This window comes from Thalassolituus sp. (assembly GCF_984348125.1).
On record NZ_CFHJLR010000022.1, the window covers coordinates 39,119 to 53,981 of the forward strand.

The 14,863-nt window shown below is 50.0% G+C and carries 12 protein-coding genes and 4 tRNA genes; 1 reads left to right on the forward strand and 15 read right to left on the reverse strand.

The genetic code is table 11. From position 1 onward, the window contains the following. Positions 1-59 precede the first annotated feature (59 nt). The 10 genes from AC5E51_RS13865 to AC5E51_RS13910 form a co-directional block, all read right to left on the reverse strand. Positions 60-1,880, reverse strand: coding sequence for a SurA N-terminal domain-containing protein (locus AC5E51_RS13865; protein ID WP_491778709.1), 1,821 nt, complete (start codon positions 1,878-1,880; stop codon positions 60-62). 130 nt (positions 1,881-2,010) lie between these two features. Beyond that, positions 2,011-2,087 (reverse strand) — tRNA-Asp (locus tag AC5E51_RS13870). A gap of 19 nt (positions 2,088-2,106) precedes the next feature. Further along, positions 2,107-2,379: an HU family DNA-binding protein gene (locus AC5E51_RS13875; RefSeq protein WP_068443502.1), complete on the reverse strand. Its 273-nt coding sequence runs from the start codon at positions 2,377-2,379 to the stop codon at positions 2,107-2,109. A gap of 113 nt (positions 2,380-2,492) precedes the next feature. Beyond that, entirely contained in the window at positions 2,493-4,883 is a 2,391-nt protein-coding gene (lon, locus tag AC5E51_RS13880) for an endopeptidase La (protein ID WP_068443500.1), read from the reverse strand. Between the two features lie 129 nt (positions 4,884-5,012). Beyond that, complete coding sequence (clpX, locus tag AC5E51_RS13885; RefSeq protein WP_068444342.1) at positions 5,013-6,296, reverse strand: ATP-dependent Clp protease ATP-binding subunit ClpX; 1,284 nt, start codon at positions 6,294-6,296, stop codon at positions 5,013-5,015. 96 nt (positions 6,297-6,392) lie between these two features. Beyond that, complete coding sequence (gene clpP, locus AC5E51_RS13890; protein ID WP_068444339.1) at positions 6,393-7,016, reverse strand: ATP-dependent Clp endopeptidase proteolytic subunit ClpP; 624 nt, start codon at positions 7,014-7,016, stop codon at positions 6,393-6,395. Positions 7,017-7,134: 118 nt separating this feature from the next. Then, positions 7,135-8,457 carry a trigger factor gene (gene tig / locus AC5E51_RS13895; RefSeq protein ID WP_491778710.1) on the reverse strand — a complete coding sequence of 441 codons (1,323 nt, stop codon included), beginning with the start codon at positions 8,455-8,457 and terminating at the stop codon, positions 7,135-7,137. A gap of 169 nt (positions 8,458-8,626) precedes the next feature. Next, positions 8,627-8,702 (reverse strand) — tRNA-His (locus tag AC5E51_RS13900). Positions 8,703-8,730: 28 nt separating this feature from the next. After that, positions 8,731-8,807, reverse strand: a tRNA-Arg gene (locus AC5E51_RS13905). Positions 8,808-8,833: 26 nt separating this feature from the next. Further along, positions 8,834-8,910: transfer RNA gene (locus AC5E51_RS13910), tRNA-Pro, on the reverse strand. Between the two features lie 215 nt (positions 8,911-9,125). Here AC5E51_RS13910 and folD point away from each other — a divergent pair. Further along, positions 9,126-9,983, forward strand: coding sequence for a bifunctional methylenetetrahydrofolate dehydrogenase/methenyltetrahydrofolate cyclohydrolase FolD (gene folD, locus AC5E51_RS13915; RefSeq protein WP_488046528.1), 858 nt, complete (start codon positions 9,126-9,128; stop codon positions 9,981-9,983). A 61-nt stretch (positions 9,984-10,044) separates the two neighbouring features. Here the strand turns inward: folD and AC5E51_RS13920 are convergent, their stop codons facing one another. From AC5E51_RS13920 to AC5E51_RS13940, 5 genes are all read right to left on the reverse strand, one after another. Further along, a complete protein-coding gene (locus AC5E51_RS13920; protein ID WP_491778711.1) occupies positions 10,045-10,905 on the reverse strand; it encodes a hypothetical protein in 861 nt (286 codons plus the stop codon). 151 nt (positions 10,906-11,056) lie between these two features. Then, positions 11,057-12,139 carry a PQQ-dependent sugar dehydrogenase gene (locus tag AC5E51_RS13925; RefSeq protein ID WP_491778712.1) on the reverse strand — a complete coding sequence of 361 codons (1,083 nt, stop codon included), beginning with the start codon at positions 12,137-12,139 and terminating at the stop codon, positions 11,057-11,059. Between the two features lie 189 nt (positions 12,140-12,328). Beyond that, entirely contained in the window at positions 12,329-13,357 is a 1,029-nt protein-coding gene (locus AC5E51_RS13930) for an NAD(P)H-dependent flavin oxidoreductase (protein WP_491778713.1), read from the reverse strand. Positions 13,358-13,494: 137 nt separating this feature from the next. After that, entirely contained in the window at positions 13,495-13,770 is a 276-nt protein-coding gene (locus tag AC5E51_RS13935; RefSeq protein ID WP_076517835.1) for a YrhK family protein, read from the reverse strand. A 215-nt stretch (positions 13,771-13,985) separates the two neighbouring features. Further along, a complete protein-coding gene (locus tag AC5E51_RS13940) occupies positions 13,986-14,771 on the reverse strand; it encodes a hypothetical protein (RefSeq protein ID WP_491778714.1) in 786 nt (261 codons plus the stop codon). Positions 14,772-14,863: the final 92 nt, after the last annotated feature.

A 14,863-nucleotide genomic window follows, 5' to 3' on the forward strand; every position in this document is an offset into this window, starting at 1 on the left:
AATAAAAAAGGCAGCCCACGGCTGCCTTTTTTATTGTTCGGACTAACTACTGAATTACCTTACTGGGAAATCTCAGTATTAGCTTTTGACCATGCCTGGTAGCTCACCATATCGTCACGGGCAGACTGATTGCGAACAGAGGTTTTAAGCTCATCCGTTAACGCCATATCTTCCCATGACTTACGATCAACAGACGTCAGTTTGACCACTGTATACCCAGCAGGTGAAGACACTACATCTGACTCGCCTTCAGCCAGTGCAAAGGCCTTCTGCTGTGCAACACGAGGCGCATCTGTTGATTGACGCAGTGTGGTCGTCACCTCACTCCAGTCAGCATCTGCCTCACCTGCGAGAATAGCTTGAGCCTTCTCAGAAGCAGCCTCAAGCGCTTTCTGGCTGGTCAGAGCAGCAACAACCTGACCACGAACTTCATCGAGTGGCTTAGGCTGAGCATCCTGATAATCATCAACAACGAACACCATAGAGCCTGCTTCCATATCGACAAGGTCACTCAGCTCACGATCAAGCTTCATGTTATCTTCAAAGGCTGCCCGGCGAACCTGATCTGAATCAGCAACACCCTGACCACTTGTCTGGGTAAAATAATCACTGGTCTGAACCTCGAGGCCTGAACTTGCTGCCAGCTCTTCAATCGTTTCAGCCGAGAACGCTGAATTAGCGAGTTCCTGGCTACGCTCAGCGAACAGGAAGCCTGCCTTCTCAGCTTTTACGATATCGACCAGTTCATCACGAACGTCAGCCATCGCGGGAACATCTGCAGACTGAACGGATACAGCCTTAATAATGTGAACACCGAATTCAGTCACGACTGGCTCAGACACTTCGCCTTCTTCGAGCGCATAAAGAGCATCGTCGAATGCTGGGTCAAACGCACCACGAGGGTTAACACCCAGCGAGCCACCCATGTCAGCCGAACCGCCATCTTCTGATACATCCGCTGCGACAGTCGCGAACGACTCACCATTCTCGAGGCGCGTACGAGCAGCTTCTGCCAGTTCAAGCGCTTCGCTTTCAGAACGGTCTTCGGTCAGGAACAGAATATGCGCAGATTCACGCTGTTCATTCTGTTCGATATCAGCAACGTAATCCTGATATGCCACTTCGAGATCTTCTTCAGTGACTTCCTGTGCATTTTCAATACTGTCGCGAGACAGGAGCACATAACGAATGCGCGCACGCTCTGGAGTCATGAAACGCTGAATATTCTCGTCGTAATACGCAGTAATTTCGTCATCAAGCACTTCGACAGAATCTTTAAACTGATCCGCAGATACCGAAGCGTAAGAGAATGTGCGCTGTTCATTTTCAAGAGACTGACGCAACTGCATTTCGAATGGAGTTTCAATGGTCGACAGCATGAAGGCTGCACGAACCTGATTCTGACGAACACTGTCAGCCAGCATTGCACGGTACTGCGCAACCGAATAACCATTCATCCGCAGAACCAGCTTAAATTGTTCCGGATCGTACTCGCCCGCCGTCTGGAACGAAGGCGTATTTACGATCATCTGATCAACGATACCTTTCGCTGCGTACAGGTCGAGTTTATCCGCCTGAGTCTGTGCAACTTTCTCGTTAATCAATTGTTCTACCGCAGACTGCTCAAGAAACTTGTCATTGAACAGACCTTCATCGTACTGATCGCCAAACTGACGACGCAGCTGATTTTTCTGCTCAGCAACCTTCTGCTGAACTTCGACGCGGCTAATCTCATAGTCGCCAACCGTCGCTACGGGTTTTTCGCCACCGCCAAGATTGACAATACTTTCAACACCCCAAAGTGCGAAAACAACAATAATAAAACCTACGATGATTTTGGCGATGATGCCCTGCGCATTATTACGCATGGTCTGTAGCATGTTTCCTCCCTAATGCCCGGTGATTCCGGACTTAGTGCCTACCGCGACAAGCGGCATTAATAATTATGAGAGCTGATCGTCAGCAACAGCACTATACACAAAAAAAGCGCATCAAGGATGCGCTTTATTCTGGCGGACCGGACGGGACTCGAACCCGCGACCCCCGGCGTGACAGGCCGGTATTCTAACCAACTGAACTACCGGTCCTAACCCTTACAACGGTGTCTTAGTTGACAGCGTCTTTCAGCGCTTTACCAGGCTTGAAGCCAGGTACTTTAGCCGCTTTGATTTCGATCGGAGCGCCAGTCTGCGGGTTACGACCTGTACGAGCAGCACGCTCTTTAACCAGGAAAGTACCAAAGCCAACCAGAGCAACCTGGTCACCTTCTTTCAGAGCACCGCCCACTGCCTCAATCATGGCATCCAGAGCACGACCAGCCGCTGCTTTTGGCAGATCAGCAGAAGCCGCAATAGCATCAATCAGTTCAGACTTGTTCACACTTATCCCCTTATTGCATCCATATCTTTAGTTTTGTTGTGCGACTGGATGATCGCTACAGAAACTTGAGAGCGTTGATTTATACCAACTACCCCCAAGAGCGTCAAGCGACCTTAGTGTGTACTTGGCCGACCTGAGTCATCTTTTTTCGTGTTCGCATCGTCAGTGGTCATAATTTCACCAATTACATCCTCTGGCTTGCTCTCGAGCGCAACATCCAGAACTTCATCAATCCAGTCAACAGGGAGAACCTGCAAGTCGGCTTTAATGTTATCCGGGATATCCTTCAGGTCTTTTTCATTCTCTTTTGGAATGACAACCGTCTTAATTCCACCGCGATGCGCCGCAAGAAGCTTCTCTTTCAGACCACCGATCGCTAGCACTTTACCGCGCAGGGTAATTTCACCCGTCATGGCAACATCGGCACGAACCGGAATACCCGTCATAACAGAAACCAGAGCGGTTACCATACCAATACCGGCACTTGGACCATCCTTCGGTGTAGCACCCTCTGGTACGTGAATATGCAGATCGTGCTTCTCGAAGTAGTCTTCCGCGATACCCATACCCGCAGCACGCGAGCGAACGACCGTGAGTGCCGCCTGGATAGACTCCTGCATCACCTCACCCAGCTTACCGGTTTTGACGATACGCCCTTTACCCGGCGTTGCAGCGCCTTCCAGAGTCAGCAGCTCACCGCCAACCGACGTCCACGCCAGACCAGTCACCTGGCCAACCTGATTATCGGCAGCCGCCAGCCCGTAGGAGAACTTGCGCACACCCAGGTAATCCTGAAGCATTTCCTCACTGATTTCGCGCTGCACATTCGATTTATCAAGCATATTTGCTTTCACTACACGACGGCACAGTTTCGCGACCTCACGTTCAAGGCCACGCACACCCGCCTCACGTGTGTAGTAACGAATAATCTCGCGCAGACGATCATCAGACACTTCAATTTCACTGTCTTTGAGGCCATTCAGCTTAATCTGCTTAGGCAGCAGATAACGACGCGCAATATTTACTTTCTCGTCTTCGGTGTAGCCCGGGATACGAATAACTTCCATACGATCCAGCAGCGGACCAGGAATATCCATACTGTTCGAAGTACAGACAAACATCACATCAGACAGATCGTAGTCGACTTCGAGATAATGATCGGCAAATGCAGTGTTCTGCTCCGGATCAAGCACCTCAAGAAGTGCCGACGCCGGATCACCACGATGATCCATGCCCATTTTGTCGATTTCATCCAACAGGAAAAGTGGGTTCTTCACTTCAACCTTGGACATTTTCTGGATCAGTTTGCCCGGCATAGAGCCGATATAGGTACGACGATGACCACGAATCTCAGCTTCGTCACGCACGCCACCGAGCGCCATTCTTACAAACTTACGATTGGTCGCACGGGCAATGGATTTACCCAGTGACGTTTTACCCACACCCGGAGGCCCTACCAGACACAGCACCGCGCCCTTCACTTTCTTAACGCGGCTCTGTACTGCCAGGTACTCAAGAATACGTTCTTTTACTTCCTCAAGACCGAAGTGATCCGCATCCAGGATCTCGCTGGCTTTAGCGATATCGTTGTTTACCCGACTGCGCTTCTTCCAGGGAATATTGATCAACCAATCAAGATAACCGCGAACCACAGACGCTTCTGCAGACATTGGCGACATCATGCGCAGCTTCTTCAGCTCAGCATCGGCCTTTTCACGAGCGTCTTTGCTCATGCCTGACTCTTCAATACGATTCGTCAGCTCTTCAAATTCATTAGAGCCGTCTTCCATATCGCCAAGCTCTTTCTGAATGGCTTTCATCTGCTCATTCAGGTAATACTCACGCTGGCTTTTTTCCATCTGCTTCTTAACACGGCCGCGAATCCGTTTCTCGACTTTGAGAAGATCAATCTCGGACTCCATCAGCTCCATCAAGTGCTCGACACGATCTTTCGCATTGAGAACCTCAAGAACGTCCTGCTTCTCTTCCAGCTTCAGGGAGAGGTGTGCAGCAATGGTGTCGGCCAGACGGCTGGCATCTTCGATATTCGAGATAGTTGAAAGAACTTCACTCGGGACTTTCTTCGACAGCTGAACATACTGTTCGAAATGACCGGTTAATGAACGGAGCAGCACTTCATTCTCGCGCTCGCTTAATTCTTCCTCTTCGACAACCGTGATGTCACCGCGGTACATGTCACCGGCGTCGACCAGATTGTCCAGTCGAGCACGGACATCACCTTCAACGAGTACTTTCACAGTACCGTCAGGGAGCTTCAGTAGCTGCAGAATGGTGGCTAGCGTTCCTGTCTCGTGCATACCTTCAAGAACAGGTGCATCGTCGGCGGCATCGCGCTGTGCAGCCAGCATGATGCGTTTATCTCCATCCATTGCCTCCTGCAGTGCGTTGATCGATTTTTCACGTCCGACAAACAGAGGAATGACCATCGCTGGAAACACCACGACGTCACGGAGAGGCAATAACGGAAGGTTTTGCTGTGACATATTTACAACCTGTTCAAAGTATCTGTAACACTATTGATATTGGGGATGGCAACAGAGGATTACAAGGGGACAGAAAAAGAAAAGGAGCCATTCGGCCCCTTCTCTGTAACGCAATTCTAAAAGTGTGGATCAGTCGTCATCTGGTGAGACTTTACCAACATCATTGCTTTCATAAATAATGAGCGGTTCGGCTTCGCCGCGGATAACGGAATCCTCGACCACAACTTTGGCGACATGCTCTTCTGACGGTACACGGTACATACTATCAAGCAGCGCCGCTTCAAGAATTGAACGCAAGCCACGAGCACCGGTCTTTCTTTCCATCGCCAGTTTGGCAATGGCGTCCAGCGCAGTGTCACGGAACTCGAGCTCAACGTCTTCCATTTCGAAGAGACGCTGATACTGACGTACAAGCGAGTTCTTCGGTTCGGTCAGAATACGTACAAGCGCGTCTTCATCCAGCTCATCCAGCGTTGCCACAACCGGCAGACGACCAATAAACTCAGGAATCAGACCGAACTTAACCAGATCTCCTGATTCAATTTCGCGCAGAACTTCACCAACCGCCTTCTCGTCTTCTTTGCCCTTCACAGTGGCAGAAAAACCGATGGAACTCTTCTCAGAGCGGTCACGGATGATATTGTCCAGTCCGGCAAAAGCACCACCACAGATGAACAGGATATTGCCCGTATCTACCTGCAGGAACTCCTGCTGCGGATGCTTACGTCCACCCTGAGGCGGAACAGAAGCAACAGTACCTTCGATCAGTTTCAGAAGTGCCTGCTGAACACCCTCACCCGATACGTCACGAGTGATGGATGGGTTGTCAGATTTACGCGAGATCTTATCGATTTCGTCAATATAAACAATGCCGCGCTGCGCCTTGTCGACATCGTAATCACACTTCTGCAGCAGTTTCTGAATGATATTCTCAACATCCTCACCCACGTAACCCGCTTCAGTCAGCGTTGTTGCATCGGCGATAGTAAATGGAACGTTCAAAAGACGCGCCAGCGTTTCAGCCAGCAGCGTTTTACCACTACCAGTAGGACCGATCAGGAGAATATTACTCTTAGAAAGCTCTACGCCAGTCTTGCCACCATCGTGCTGCAGGCGCTTATAGTGGTTGTACACGGCAACTGCCAGCACCACCTTCGCCTTATCCTGGCCAATTACGTATTCATCCAGAGTCGCCTTGATCTCCTGCGGAGTTGGCAACTGATCTGAGCTCCCTTTTGTTTCGGCGTCCTGTACTTCCTCACGAATGATGTCGTTGCACAAATCAACGCATTCGTCACAGATAAACACCGAAGGCCCGGCGATCAACTTACGGACTTCATGCTGGCTTTTACCGCAAAAAGAGCAGTAAAGCAGCTTACCGTCGTCGCCTTTGCCTTTTGTTTCGTCGGTCATTCGACTGCCTCGTCGTCTTACTTACTGTTTATTCAAAGATGGATGCTTCCGACGGCAATTTCAAGCCGTCGGAGAGAATTAAAGCGGAATATTTCGTTATGCCCGTTTTGTCAGGACTTCGTCGACAATCCCGTAGGCTTTAGCCGCTTCTGCATCCATAAAGTTATCGCGTTCGGTATCCGCAATAACTTTGTCCAGAGGTTGGCCCGTATGTTCCGCAAGAATGCGATTCAGGCGGTCTTTCGTGTCCTGGATGTTCTGAGCGTGGATAAGAATATCGGTCGCCTGACCCTGAGCACCACCACTTGGCTGGTGAATCATCACGCGTGAATTCGGTACGCTGTAACGCTTACCTTCTGCGCCCGCTGCAAGCAGGAATGCACCCATTGAGCACGCCTGACCAATAACCATAGTGCTCACATCCGGCTTAATGAACTGCATGGTGTCATAGATCGACATACCCGCAGTGACCGAGCCACCCGGTGAGTTAATGTAAAGGTGAATATCTTTATCCGGGTTCTCAGACTCAAGGAACAGCAGCTGGGCTACGACCAGGTTTGCCATATGGTCTTCGACCTGACCAACCAGGAAGATGACACGCTCTTTCAGCAGGCGTGAGTAGATATCGTAAGAGCGCTCGCCGCGCGCGGACTGCTCTACCACCATTGGTACCAGAGCGTTATCGATAATTTCTGATTGTTGCTTCATGGAGTCAAACATTCGACCCTGCACTCCCTGACGTGAGTAAAAAGAAAAACAGCCGTTATCCTTAAAGGATAGCGGCTGTCTTTCAGTTTAGCCATGTCTTGGCTGAAAGTCAGGTCTGAATGGTAAGTTCTTACGCAGGCTGGTTAGCCAGACGCACAATTTCCTCATAATTAGACTCAACTTCGCTCACCTGAGCAGACTCAAGAACCTTCTCTACTACCTGGTCTTCAAGAGCCAGAGCTTCAACCTGAGCTTTCTGCTGCGGGTTGCTGTTGTAGTATTCGCGAACCTGTTCTGGCTCCTGATAAGCAGACGCCATCTCTTCGATCAGCGCTTCAACTTTCTCTTCGTCTGGCTTCAGATCTGCAGATTCGATCGCTGCATTCATCAGCAGGCCGATAACAACACGCTTTTCAGCCTGTTCTTTAAACAGTTCAGCCGGAAGCATGCTTGCATCCATCTGCTGACCACCACCAAACTGCTGAACAGCTTGCTGACGCAGACGATCAATTTCCTGATCAACCAGTGCAGAAGGAACTTCAACTTCGTTGTTTTCCTGCAGACCAGCAATAACCTGCTGCTTGGTTAGGTTGCGGATCGCACGACCGAGCTCACGCTCCATGTTCTTACGAATCTCAACCTTGAACTCTTCCAGGTCAGCAGTTTCGATACCGAAACCTTTGAAGAAGTCTTCGTTCAGCTCTGGCATTTCAGGCTTCTTAACTGCTTTAACAGTCACTTTGAACTGAGCTGGTTTACCCTGAAGATCTTCTTTGTGGTAATCCGCTGGGAAAGCAACATCAAGTGTTGTTTCTTCGCCGGCCTTCTTACCAACCAGACCGTCTTCAAAACCTGGGATCATAGAGTTAGAACCCAGAGTCAGGTTGTAGTCGTTTGCCTGACCACCTTCGAACGCTTCACCGTCGATGAAACCTTCGAAATCTACAACAACCTGGTCGCCATCAGCGGCGGCTTCTTCGCTTTCGTTCCACTTAGCCTGCTGCTTCTGCAGGTTTTCAAGCATAGTGTCGAGGTCAGCATCAGTAACTTCAGCGCTGCGCTTCTCGATTTTGATGCTGTCGAAGCCAGCCAAAGCGATCTCTGGGTACACTTCGAAGACTGCTTTGAACTCAAGATCTTTTCCTGCTTCATCAACAGTAGGCTCAAACTTAGGCATACCTGCCAGCTTGATTTCCTGCTCCTGAACCGCCTTAAAGAAAGTCTGCTGCATCTGGTTGTAAACAGCTTCCAGGCGAGCCTGCTTACCGAAACGCTGCTTCAGAACCTTCGGAGGCAGAGGCTTACCAGTACGGAAGCCAGGAGTTTTCTGGTTTTTCTGGCTTTGTGCGATGCGCTTTAACTCTACAACTTCTTGCGCTTCTACTTCCGCAGCGGGTACACCAACGGTCATGCAACGTTCAAGACCAGAGGTTGTCTCAATGGACACTTGCATAGATGCCTCTCATATCAGTTTTCGTGGGAACGGCGAGCCTCCGGCCAACCGTCAATAAATAAAGGTCGCGGATTATAGCTCAAGGAGCAATACGTTAAAACCACCAGAAATAGAGGAACGAAGATAGGCCCGAAAGGGCTATAAAACTATCAAGACAAGGGGGAGAAAGTGGGGTGGCCGACGGGGATCGAACCCGCGACAACAGGAATCACAATCCTGGACTCTACCAACTGAGCTACGGCCACCACATAGACTGCTGAGCTGCCATTAAAATGGCGCACCCGGCAGGGCTTGAACCTGCAACCCTCGGCTTAGAAGGCCGATGCTCTATCCAGTTGAGCTACGGGCGCATGTCCATCTAATCCGAGAGATTAAATGGTCGGGGTAGAGAGATTCGAACTCCCGACATCCTGGTCCCAAACCAGGCGCGCTACCAGACTGCGCTATACCCCGATCTAACAACTTAAAAGGCTGTGCCCCTCAAGTGGATGCGCATATTATAGATGGCTTAGATTCCCGTCAACGGGTTTTTCAAAAAAATGTTTAAAAACAAATGCTTCGGTTAATTTCTCACCAGACTGATGAAAGTCCGCCCCGCCCCCTTTGTTTTACGGCCCGGGCATGAGAAAATCGCGCGTTTTACAGCTTACTGTTAGGGTTGATACTCAATGACCGCACAACTGATTGACGGCAACGCCACCGCCAAAGCCATGCGCGAATCCATTAAAGAGCGTGTTGATGCACGCCTTGAGCAAGGCAAGCGTGCTCCCGGCCTCGCCGTCATTCTGGTTGGTACCGACCCAGCATCTCAGGTCTACGTATCGCACAAGCGCAAAGACTGCGAGCAGGTAGGCATAAACAGCAAAGCATTCGACCTCCCGGCAACAACCAGTCAGCAGGAATTGCTCGATCTTATTGACCAACTCAACAACGACAACGACGTCGACGGCATTCTGGTTCAGCTGCCGCTGCCGGAAGGTCTTAAATCTGACGAAATTCTTGAGCGTATTGATCCAACCAAAGACGTCGATGGCTTCCACCCTTTCAACGTTGGACGTCTGGCTCAGCGCATGCCTCTGCTGCGACCATGCACACCTGCAGGCGTGGTCGATCTTCTTGACGGCACCGGCCAGGACATTACCGGCATGCATGCAGTCATCGTAGGCGCATCGAACATTGTCGGTCGCCCCATGGGCCTTGAGCTTCTGCTGAAAGGCTGCACAGTGACTACATGCCATCGCTTCACAAAAGACCTTGAAGGCCACGTAAGACAGGCAGACATCGTCGTTGTAGCCGTCGGTAAGCCTGGCATCGTTAAAGGTGAATGGGTGAAAGACGGCGCTATCGTCATCGACGTAGGCATCAACCGCCTGGACAGCGGCAAACTGGTTGGCGACGTTGATTTCGATGCAGCGGCACAGCGCGCATCACACATCACCCCTGTTCCCGGCGGCGTTGGCCCAATGACTCGCGCCAAACTGCTTGAGAACACCCTATTCGCTTGCGAAGAACTGCACGACCAGTAATCGCAATAGAAGTTACACATCAAAAAAGGGCGCTTAAGCGCCCTTTTTTACGTCGCTCCACTTATCCTTTTTCACGACGACTAACATCCTGCTCTCCGATCAGAGTTTCGTGCGCATTGCTCACTTCGTGATAGCCCACATCGTCCACCAGATAACACGCAACAAGAGCATTTGCAGACTCTGATGCAAAACGATTCCACTGGTGATTACTGCGCTGAACTACAAAAACATCAGAAATAGGATTTGTTTCTGCGGACTTAGCCTGATAATCCCGGACAGGCTCACACAGAAAGTGATTGCAGACATCCGAACGCATATCACGCGGCAATCCGCACCCGGCTTCACCTTGATTAATGCAACCACCATCAATAGCGGCCTCAGGGATGCTACCAATATAAGCCGACAATAAACTCTCAGGAGTTAATTCAGGGTCAGCGTCCAACTGACGCCTTAACATAACAGCAGAGACATAAGCGCTATCGCCGCCCTTCATACAGCAGCCGCCACGACAGATCTCACAAAAAACATCCGACCGCCTTGCCAACTCCGGGTTCTCTGCCAGAAAGGCATCCTGAGCGATCCGGCGATCAATCAGAGTGTAGTGCTGATCATGGGGTAGTTCAGAAACATCTTCACACCCTACTGCCTCTGCCATTTCAGTTTCAAGGTGCCTGATGTATTTCTTCCTTCGTTCCTCGCTTAACGGGACTGTATGCTGAGGCACCGACGGCAAAGTTATCAGGTCGATATCTTTACTCCGGCCGCTAGCCGTGACGTATTCCTGCAATGCCAGACGGCCTTCCTCATCCTCATCACTGATGATACGAGCAACTTTCGCTCTATTCGCAGCCGCTGCAGACCTTCGCTCCCGGATAAGAGATTTCTGAAATGCCAGGTACGGTGCATAAAGATTCGGGGCCATTGTTAAACGCTGATCATGCAATCTCCGACATTGAACATCAGCACAGACAACGTCCCGATCTACGGAAAGAGCAGGAGCAACAAAACAATCACATATCAGGCACTGGTTTCCCACGATCGAGAGCTCCTTCCTTGGCTTATCCTATTTTTTGTTAGTCGAGACGCCACAACTCACCCGCATCCGTAGCAATAAAGATGACACCTTCGCTGTCTTCAAGCAACGCACGCAGCCTCTGACCACGCTCTTCAAAGTAGCGCTCTTCATCTACAGGCTTACCGTCCTTCATAACAATTCTATTCAGATGCGTCAGCTTGAGCGCCCCAGACAACAAATCACCTTTCCAGCCGTACTTGTCGCTTCTGACTGAGATCAGACTCCCCGGCGCAATCGACGGCACGTAAACTTTCGCCGCTGGCTGCATCCCATCCTTTTCCTTAACACCAACATCAAAAGGCCCCCAGTATTCCTTACCCTGAGAAACCACAGGCCAGCCATAATTCTCGCCTTTAGCAATCAGATTCAGCTCATCACCACCCCGAGGGCCATGCTCGATAACCCACAGACGCCCCTCTGCATCAAAAGTAATGCCTTGAGCATTGCGATGCCCATACGACCAGATTTCATCCAGCCCCTGCTCTGACTCAACAAACGGATTATCCTCAGGTACAGAACCATCGCGCTTCAACCGGATCACTGCGCCAGCGTGTGTTCTGAGATCCTGACCATTTTCACGGACACCGCGATCACCGACAGTAAAAAACACATGATCGTCATCAAACGCAATACGGCTGCCAAAATGGCGGGAGGTGTCCGATACTGAGGTCGTCACCAACAGAGTCTGACGGTCAGTCAACATCCCGCCCTTCAGATTCAACTTTGCTCGCGCCAGAGCGGTTGCAGCCTCACCCTGAACAGGGGCACTGTAAGTAAAATAGATCCAACCACCGGCTTTATAACTACGCGGAACAGCCACATCGAGAAGACCACCCTGACCATTCGCGACGACCTTGGGTGCGCCAGCGATGTCACGTGCATCCCCAGACTGCACATCAACAAGAACGAAGTTACCCCCCTTCTCAGAGACCAGCAATTTACCCGGCGCAACCTCAGCCATTCCCCAAGGGCTATCAAGCCCGCGATAGACGACCTGAACCGAAGGCGCAGCGGATCCAATTGAAGAGAAGCCTGCCAGGAGAACAGACAGACCTATAAGAAAGAAATTAAAGAGACGCATAATCCATCATTGCCCTGCTTAAGAGTTTCTGTTTAATGGCCACTATATCGGCATTATGTGGTCACTATGTCGACAGCAAGGTGCGAAATAGGTTCGCAGCTTTCCTATGAGCTAGTAGTGACAACCTCGGTCATGCCAGCCCAACCCACACCAACCCAACCCACACCAACCCAACTAGGCCCAAGCCAATCAGGCGGGCCACAGCATGTGGGTTAACTCTTTTGCAGAAACTTCACGACAACCGCTTCTCTCCGTACCCGACCACAAAGGCGTAAAGTCCGAGCGACCGACACCCTCCGCCGCGGTGCGCAATGGGCCTAACGCTACTGAAGCGTATGGAAACTCAGGAACTCCCGAAAAAACACAATCAAGGTCATTCATCACCCGGTTTTTAATTCCACGAGCGAGACGTCCTGAGAACACATTAGTCAGTGCCGTGACCGAGCTTTCATCCATAATCGCAGCACGATGCAGCGCACTGGTCTTTGCTTCGTAGCAAAGCAAATAAGACGTACCAACCTGAACCGCTGCAGCCCCCTGACCTAAAAGCGCCTTCACATCAGCGGAAGAGGCAATACCACCGGCAGCAATCACAGGGATAGACAATTCAGCGACGAGCCCCGAGAGCAACTCTGCCAAGGGCAACTGAGAGTCAGCATCGTCGGTAAGAAACATCCCACGGTGACCGCCAGCTTCAACTCCCTGAGCGATAACAACATCGGCGCCATTCGCCTGAAGCCAGACACCCTCTTCAATCGTTGTTGCAGTAGAGAGAACGACCGAACCCCAGGATTTCACTCGATCAAGCAACTCAGGCGACGGAAGACCAAAATGAAAACTGACAACAGGCGGCTTAAAGCTCTCAAGGGCATCCGCAACTTTATCGTCAAACGGCAAACGAAGGCCTGACATACCTTCTGGTGGCGACACGTCAAACTCGTCATAGTAGGTAGCCAGGGTCTTCTTCCAGGCACTTAGCGCAGACTCATCAACGCCCGGCATCTCATGACAAAAGAAATTCAGGTTGTAAGGTTTCGTGGAGCGCGCTGTAAAATTCTCTACCTCAGACACGATCTGGTCGGCCGACAACATACCGCACGGGATAGAACCCAGTCCGCCCGCTTCTGAAACAGCGAGAGCCAGCTCCCAATTCTGAACGCCCGCCATTGGGGCCTGAATAATCGGGATATCAATACCCAGAGTTTCACAGATGTCCATTTAAAGTGTTCCTGATACAGTAGCTCAATCCTAAACACTATTAAGCGGAGAGTCTCTAAGTGGAGAGTCTTTAAGCGGAGACTCGTTGCTTTTCACCCGAACTCTCACCGATATTTCTGGAGGCATTCCCTCTACTTTCAGCAATCCCAGCCGTCCCGAGGTTCTTTCCTGAGATGAATATGCCTGACCAGCCTGATCGACGGACGAATCAGAAACTGAAAACTCCCGAGAATAAACAACCAGATCGCCGCATGCTCAAATTGAGGGAACAGGAACAATATACTGCCCACCAAAAACCAAAGAGCAATCACAAAATCATTAGCGATGCTGATCACTTCGTATCTACGCTGAATAACCAACCTCTCCTGACCGATACGCAACGTCAGTTGATCTTCAGACTCAGAGTTACTCATATAACCTCCTATGTTTAACCAATCGATAAACCTGGCGCGTTAAATAATGCCGTAGATGGTCGACAGCAATAAGGGAGGGATGTTCAGGTGGAGGGTGTGAAAGCAGAATTTAAGAATGATTGAAAGAAGTTAGGAATTGTTCCGAGCAGATCAAGAGGCTTCTGCCTCACTCGCGAGACGTATACTTTTCATGGAAAATCCGACCAATTAACGCCTCAAGCAGAGGCGCCAGATTCTCTGGCGTCCTGCTGACTTGACTTGTTAGCCGCTTCTGGTTTCTTTTGTCCTAGCTGAATACATAACCGATAGTATGCTGCCAATGATTGAGACTGTTCTGTTGGTGATGGAGCAAAACAAGAAACTGGGGCACGCAATGCAGATACAAAGCAAAGAAAATCAATTGCTCCAATTGATTTATAAAAATTCAAGGGTTCACCATAATCAGCATCTGCGAATGCACCATGAAGAATTCCATGCCTATTGGTATTGTCACTCAGAGAATAATTGTTCGAATTGATATAAAGATGATTATCTGTGAATTCAATGAAGGCATCCATCATTGAGACAGTTTCACCTACGGCACCGACATTATTGGTCGTTACATCATCCTTGCAATCAATAGCTAAATTTTGAAAAACACTCTTTATGCTTGTTACCGTAACCGAGCGACTATCTGCTAGCTTTCTTCCTGCACCCTCAATCACGGGCATTAAACCTGAAACAGCAATGTGATTAAGACCGAGAAAATGAGCCTCTACAGACTCAGCGATAATTTCATGATACTCATTGATATATGGAACCGCGTGGTAACGCTCCGAAACCATGGCTGACAAATTTTCAGGGGAATAAATTTGCTCAAGATAATGGGTAAGTGTGCTTTCGCACACATTGTTGTCATTAATTTGTTTTGCGATATTGTCAAGAAATCCTAGCTGAACATATGGAGGTATAAACCAGCCGACATTGTTAAACGCTTGTTTATGAAAGTCCAAATTGTTCACTTTTCTCTCCTTGGCGGCTAACGCCGCAAATTACCGGGTGATCTGCTACCACTTTCGTGGACACTTCAGGCACACGCCCTTGAATAATTTTC

Excerpts from the sequence above, each read along its gene's own strand:
- AC5E51_RS13930 (WP_491778713.1), bottom strand. The coding sequence starts at position 13,357 with ATGGACATCTGTGAAACTCTGGGTATTGATATCCCGATTATTCAGGCC.
- clpP (WP_068444339.1), bottom strand. The coding sequence starts at position 7,016 with ATGTTTGACTCCATGAAGCAACAATCAGAAATTATCGATAACGCTCTG.
- lon (WP_068443500.1), bottom strand. The coding sequence starts at position 4,883 with ATGTCACAGCAAAACCTTCCGTTATTGCCTCTCCGTGACGTCGTGGTG.
- AC5E51_RS13920 (WP_491778711.1), bottom strand. The coding sequence starts at position 10,905 with ATGGCCCCGAATCTTTATGCACCGTACCTGGCATTTCAGAAATCTCTT.
- folD (WP_488046528.1), top strand. The coding sequence starts at position 9,126 with ATGACCGCACAACTGATTGACGGCAACGCCACCGCCAAAGCCATGCGC.
- AC5E51_RS13935 (WP_076517835.1), bottom strand. The coding sequence starts at position 13,770 with ATGAGTAACTCTGAGTCTGAAGATCAACTGACGTTGCGTATCGGTCAG.
- AC5E51_RS13865 (WP_491778709.1), bottom strand. The coding sequence starts at position 1,880 with ATGCTACAGACCATGCGTAATAATGCGCAGGGCATCATCGCCAAAATC.
- clpX (WP_068444342.1), bottom strand. The coding sequence starts at position 6,296 with ATGACCGACGAAACAAAAGGCAAAGGCGACGACGGTAAGCTGCTTTAC.
- AC5E51_RS13925 (WP_491778712.1), bottom strand. The coding sequence starts at position 12,139 with ATGCGTCTCTTTAATTTCTTTCTTATAGGTCTGTCTGTTCTCCTGGCA.
- tig (WP_491778710.1), bottom strand. The coding sequence starts at position 8,457 with ATGCAAGTGTCCATTGAGACAACCTCTGGTCTTGAACGTTGCATGACC.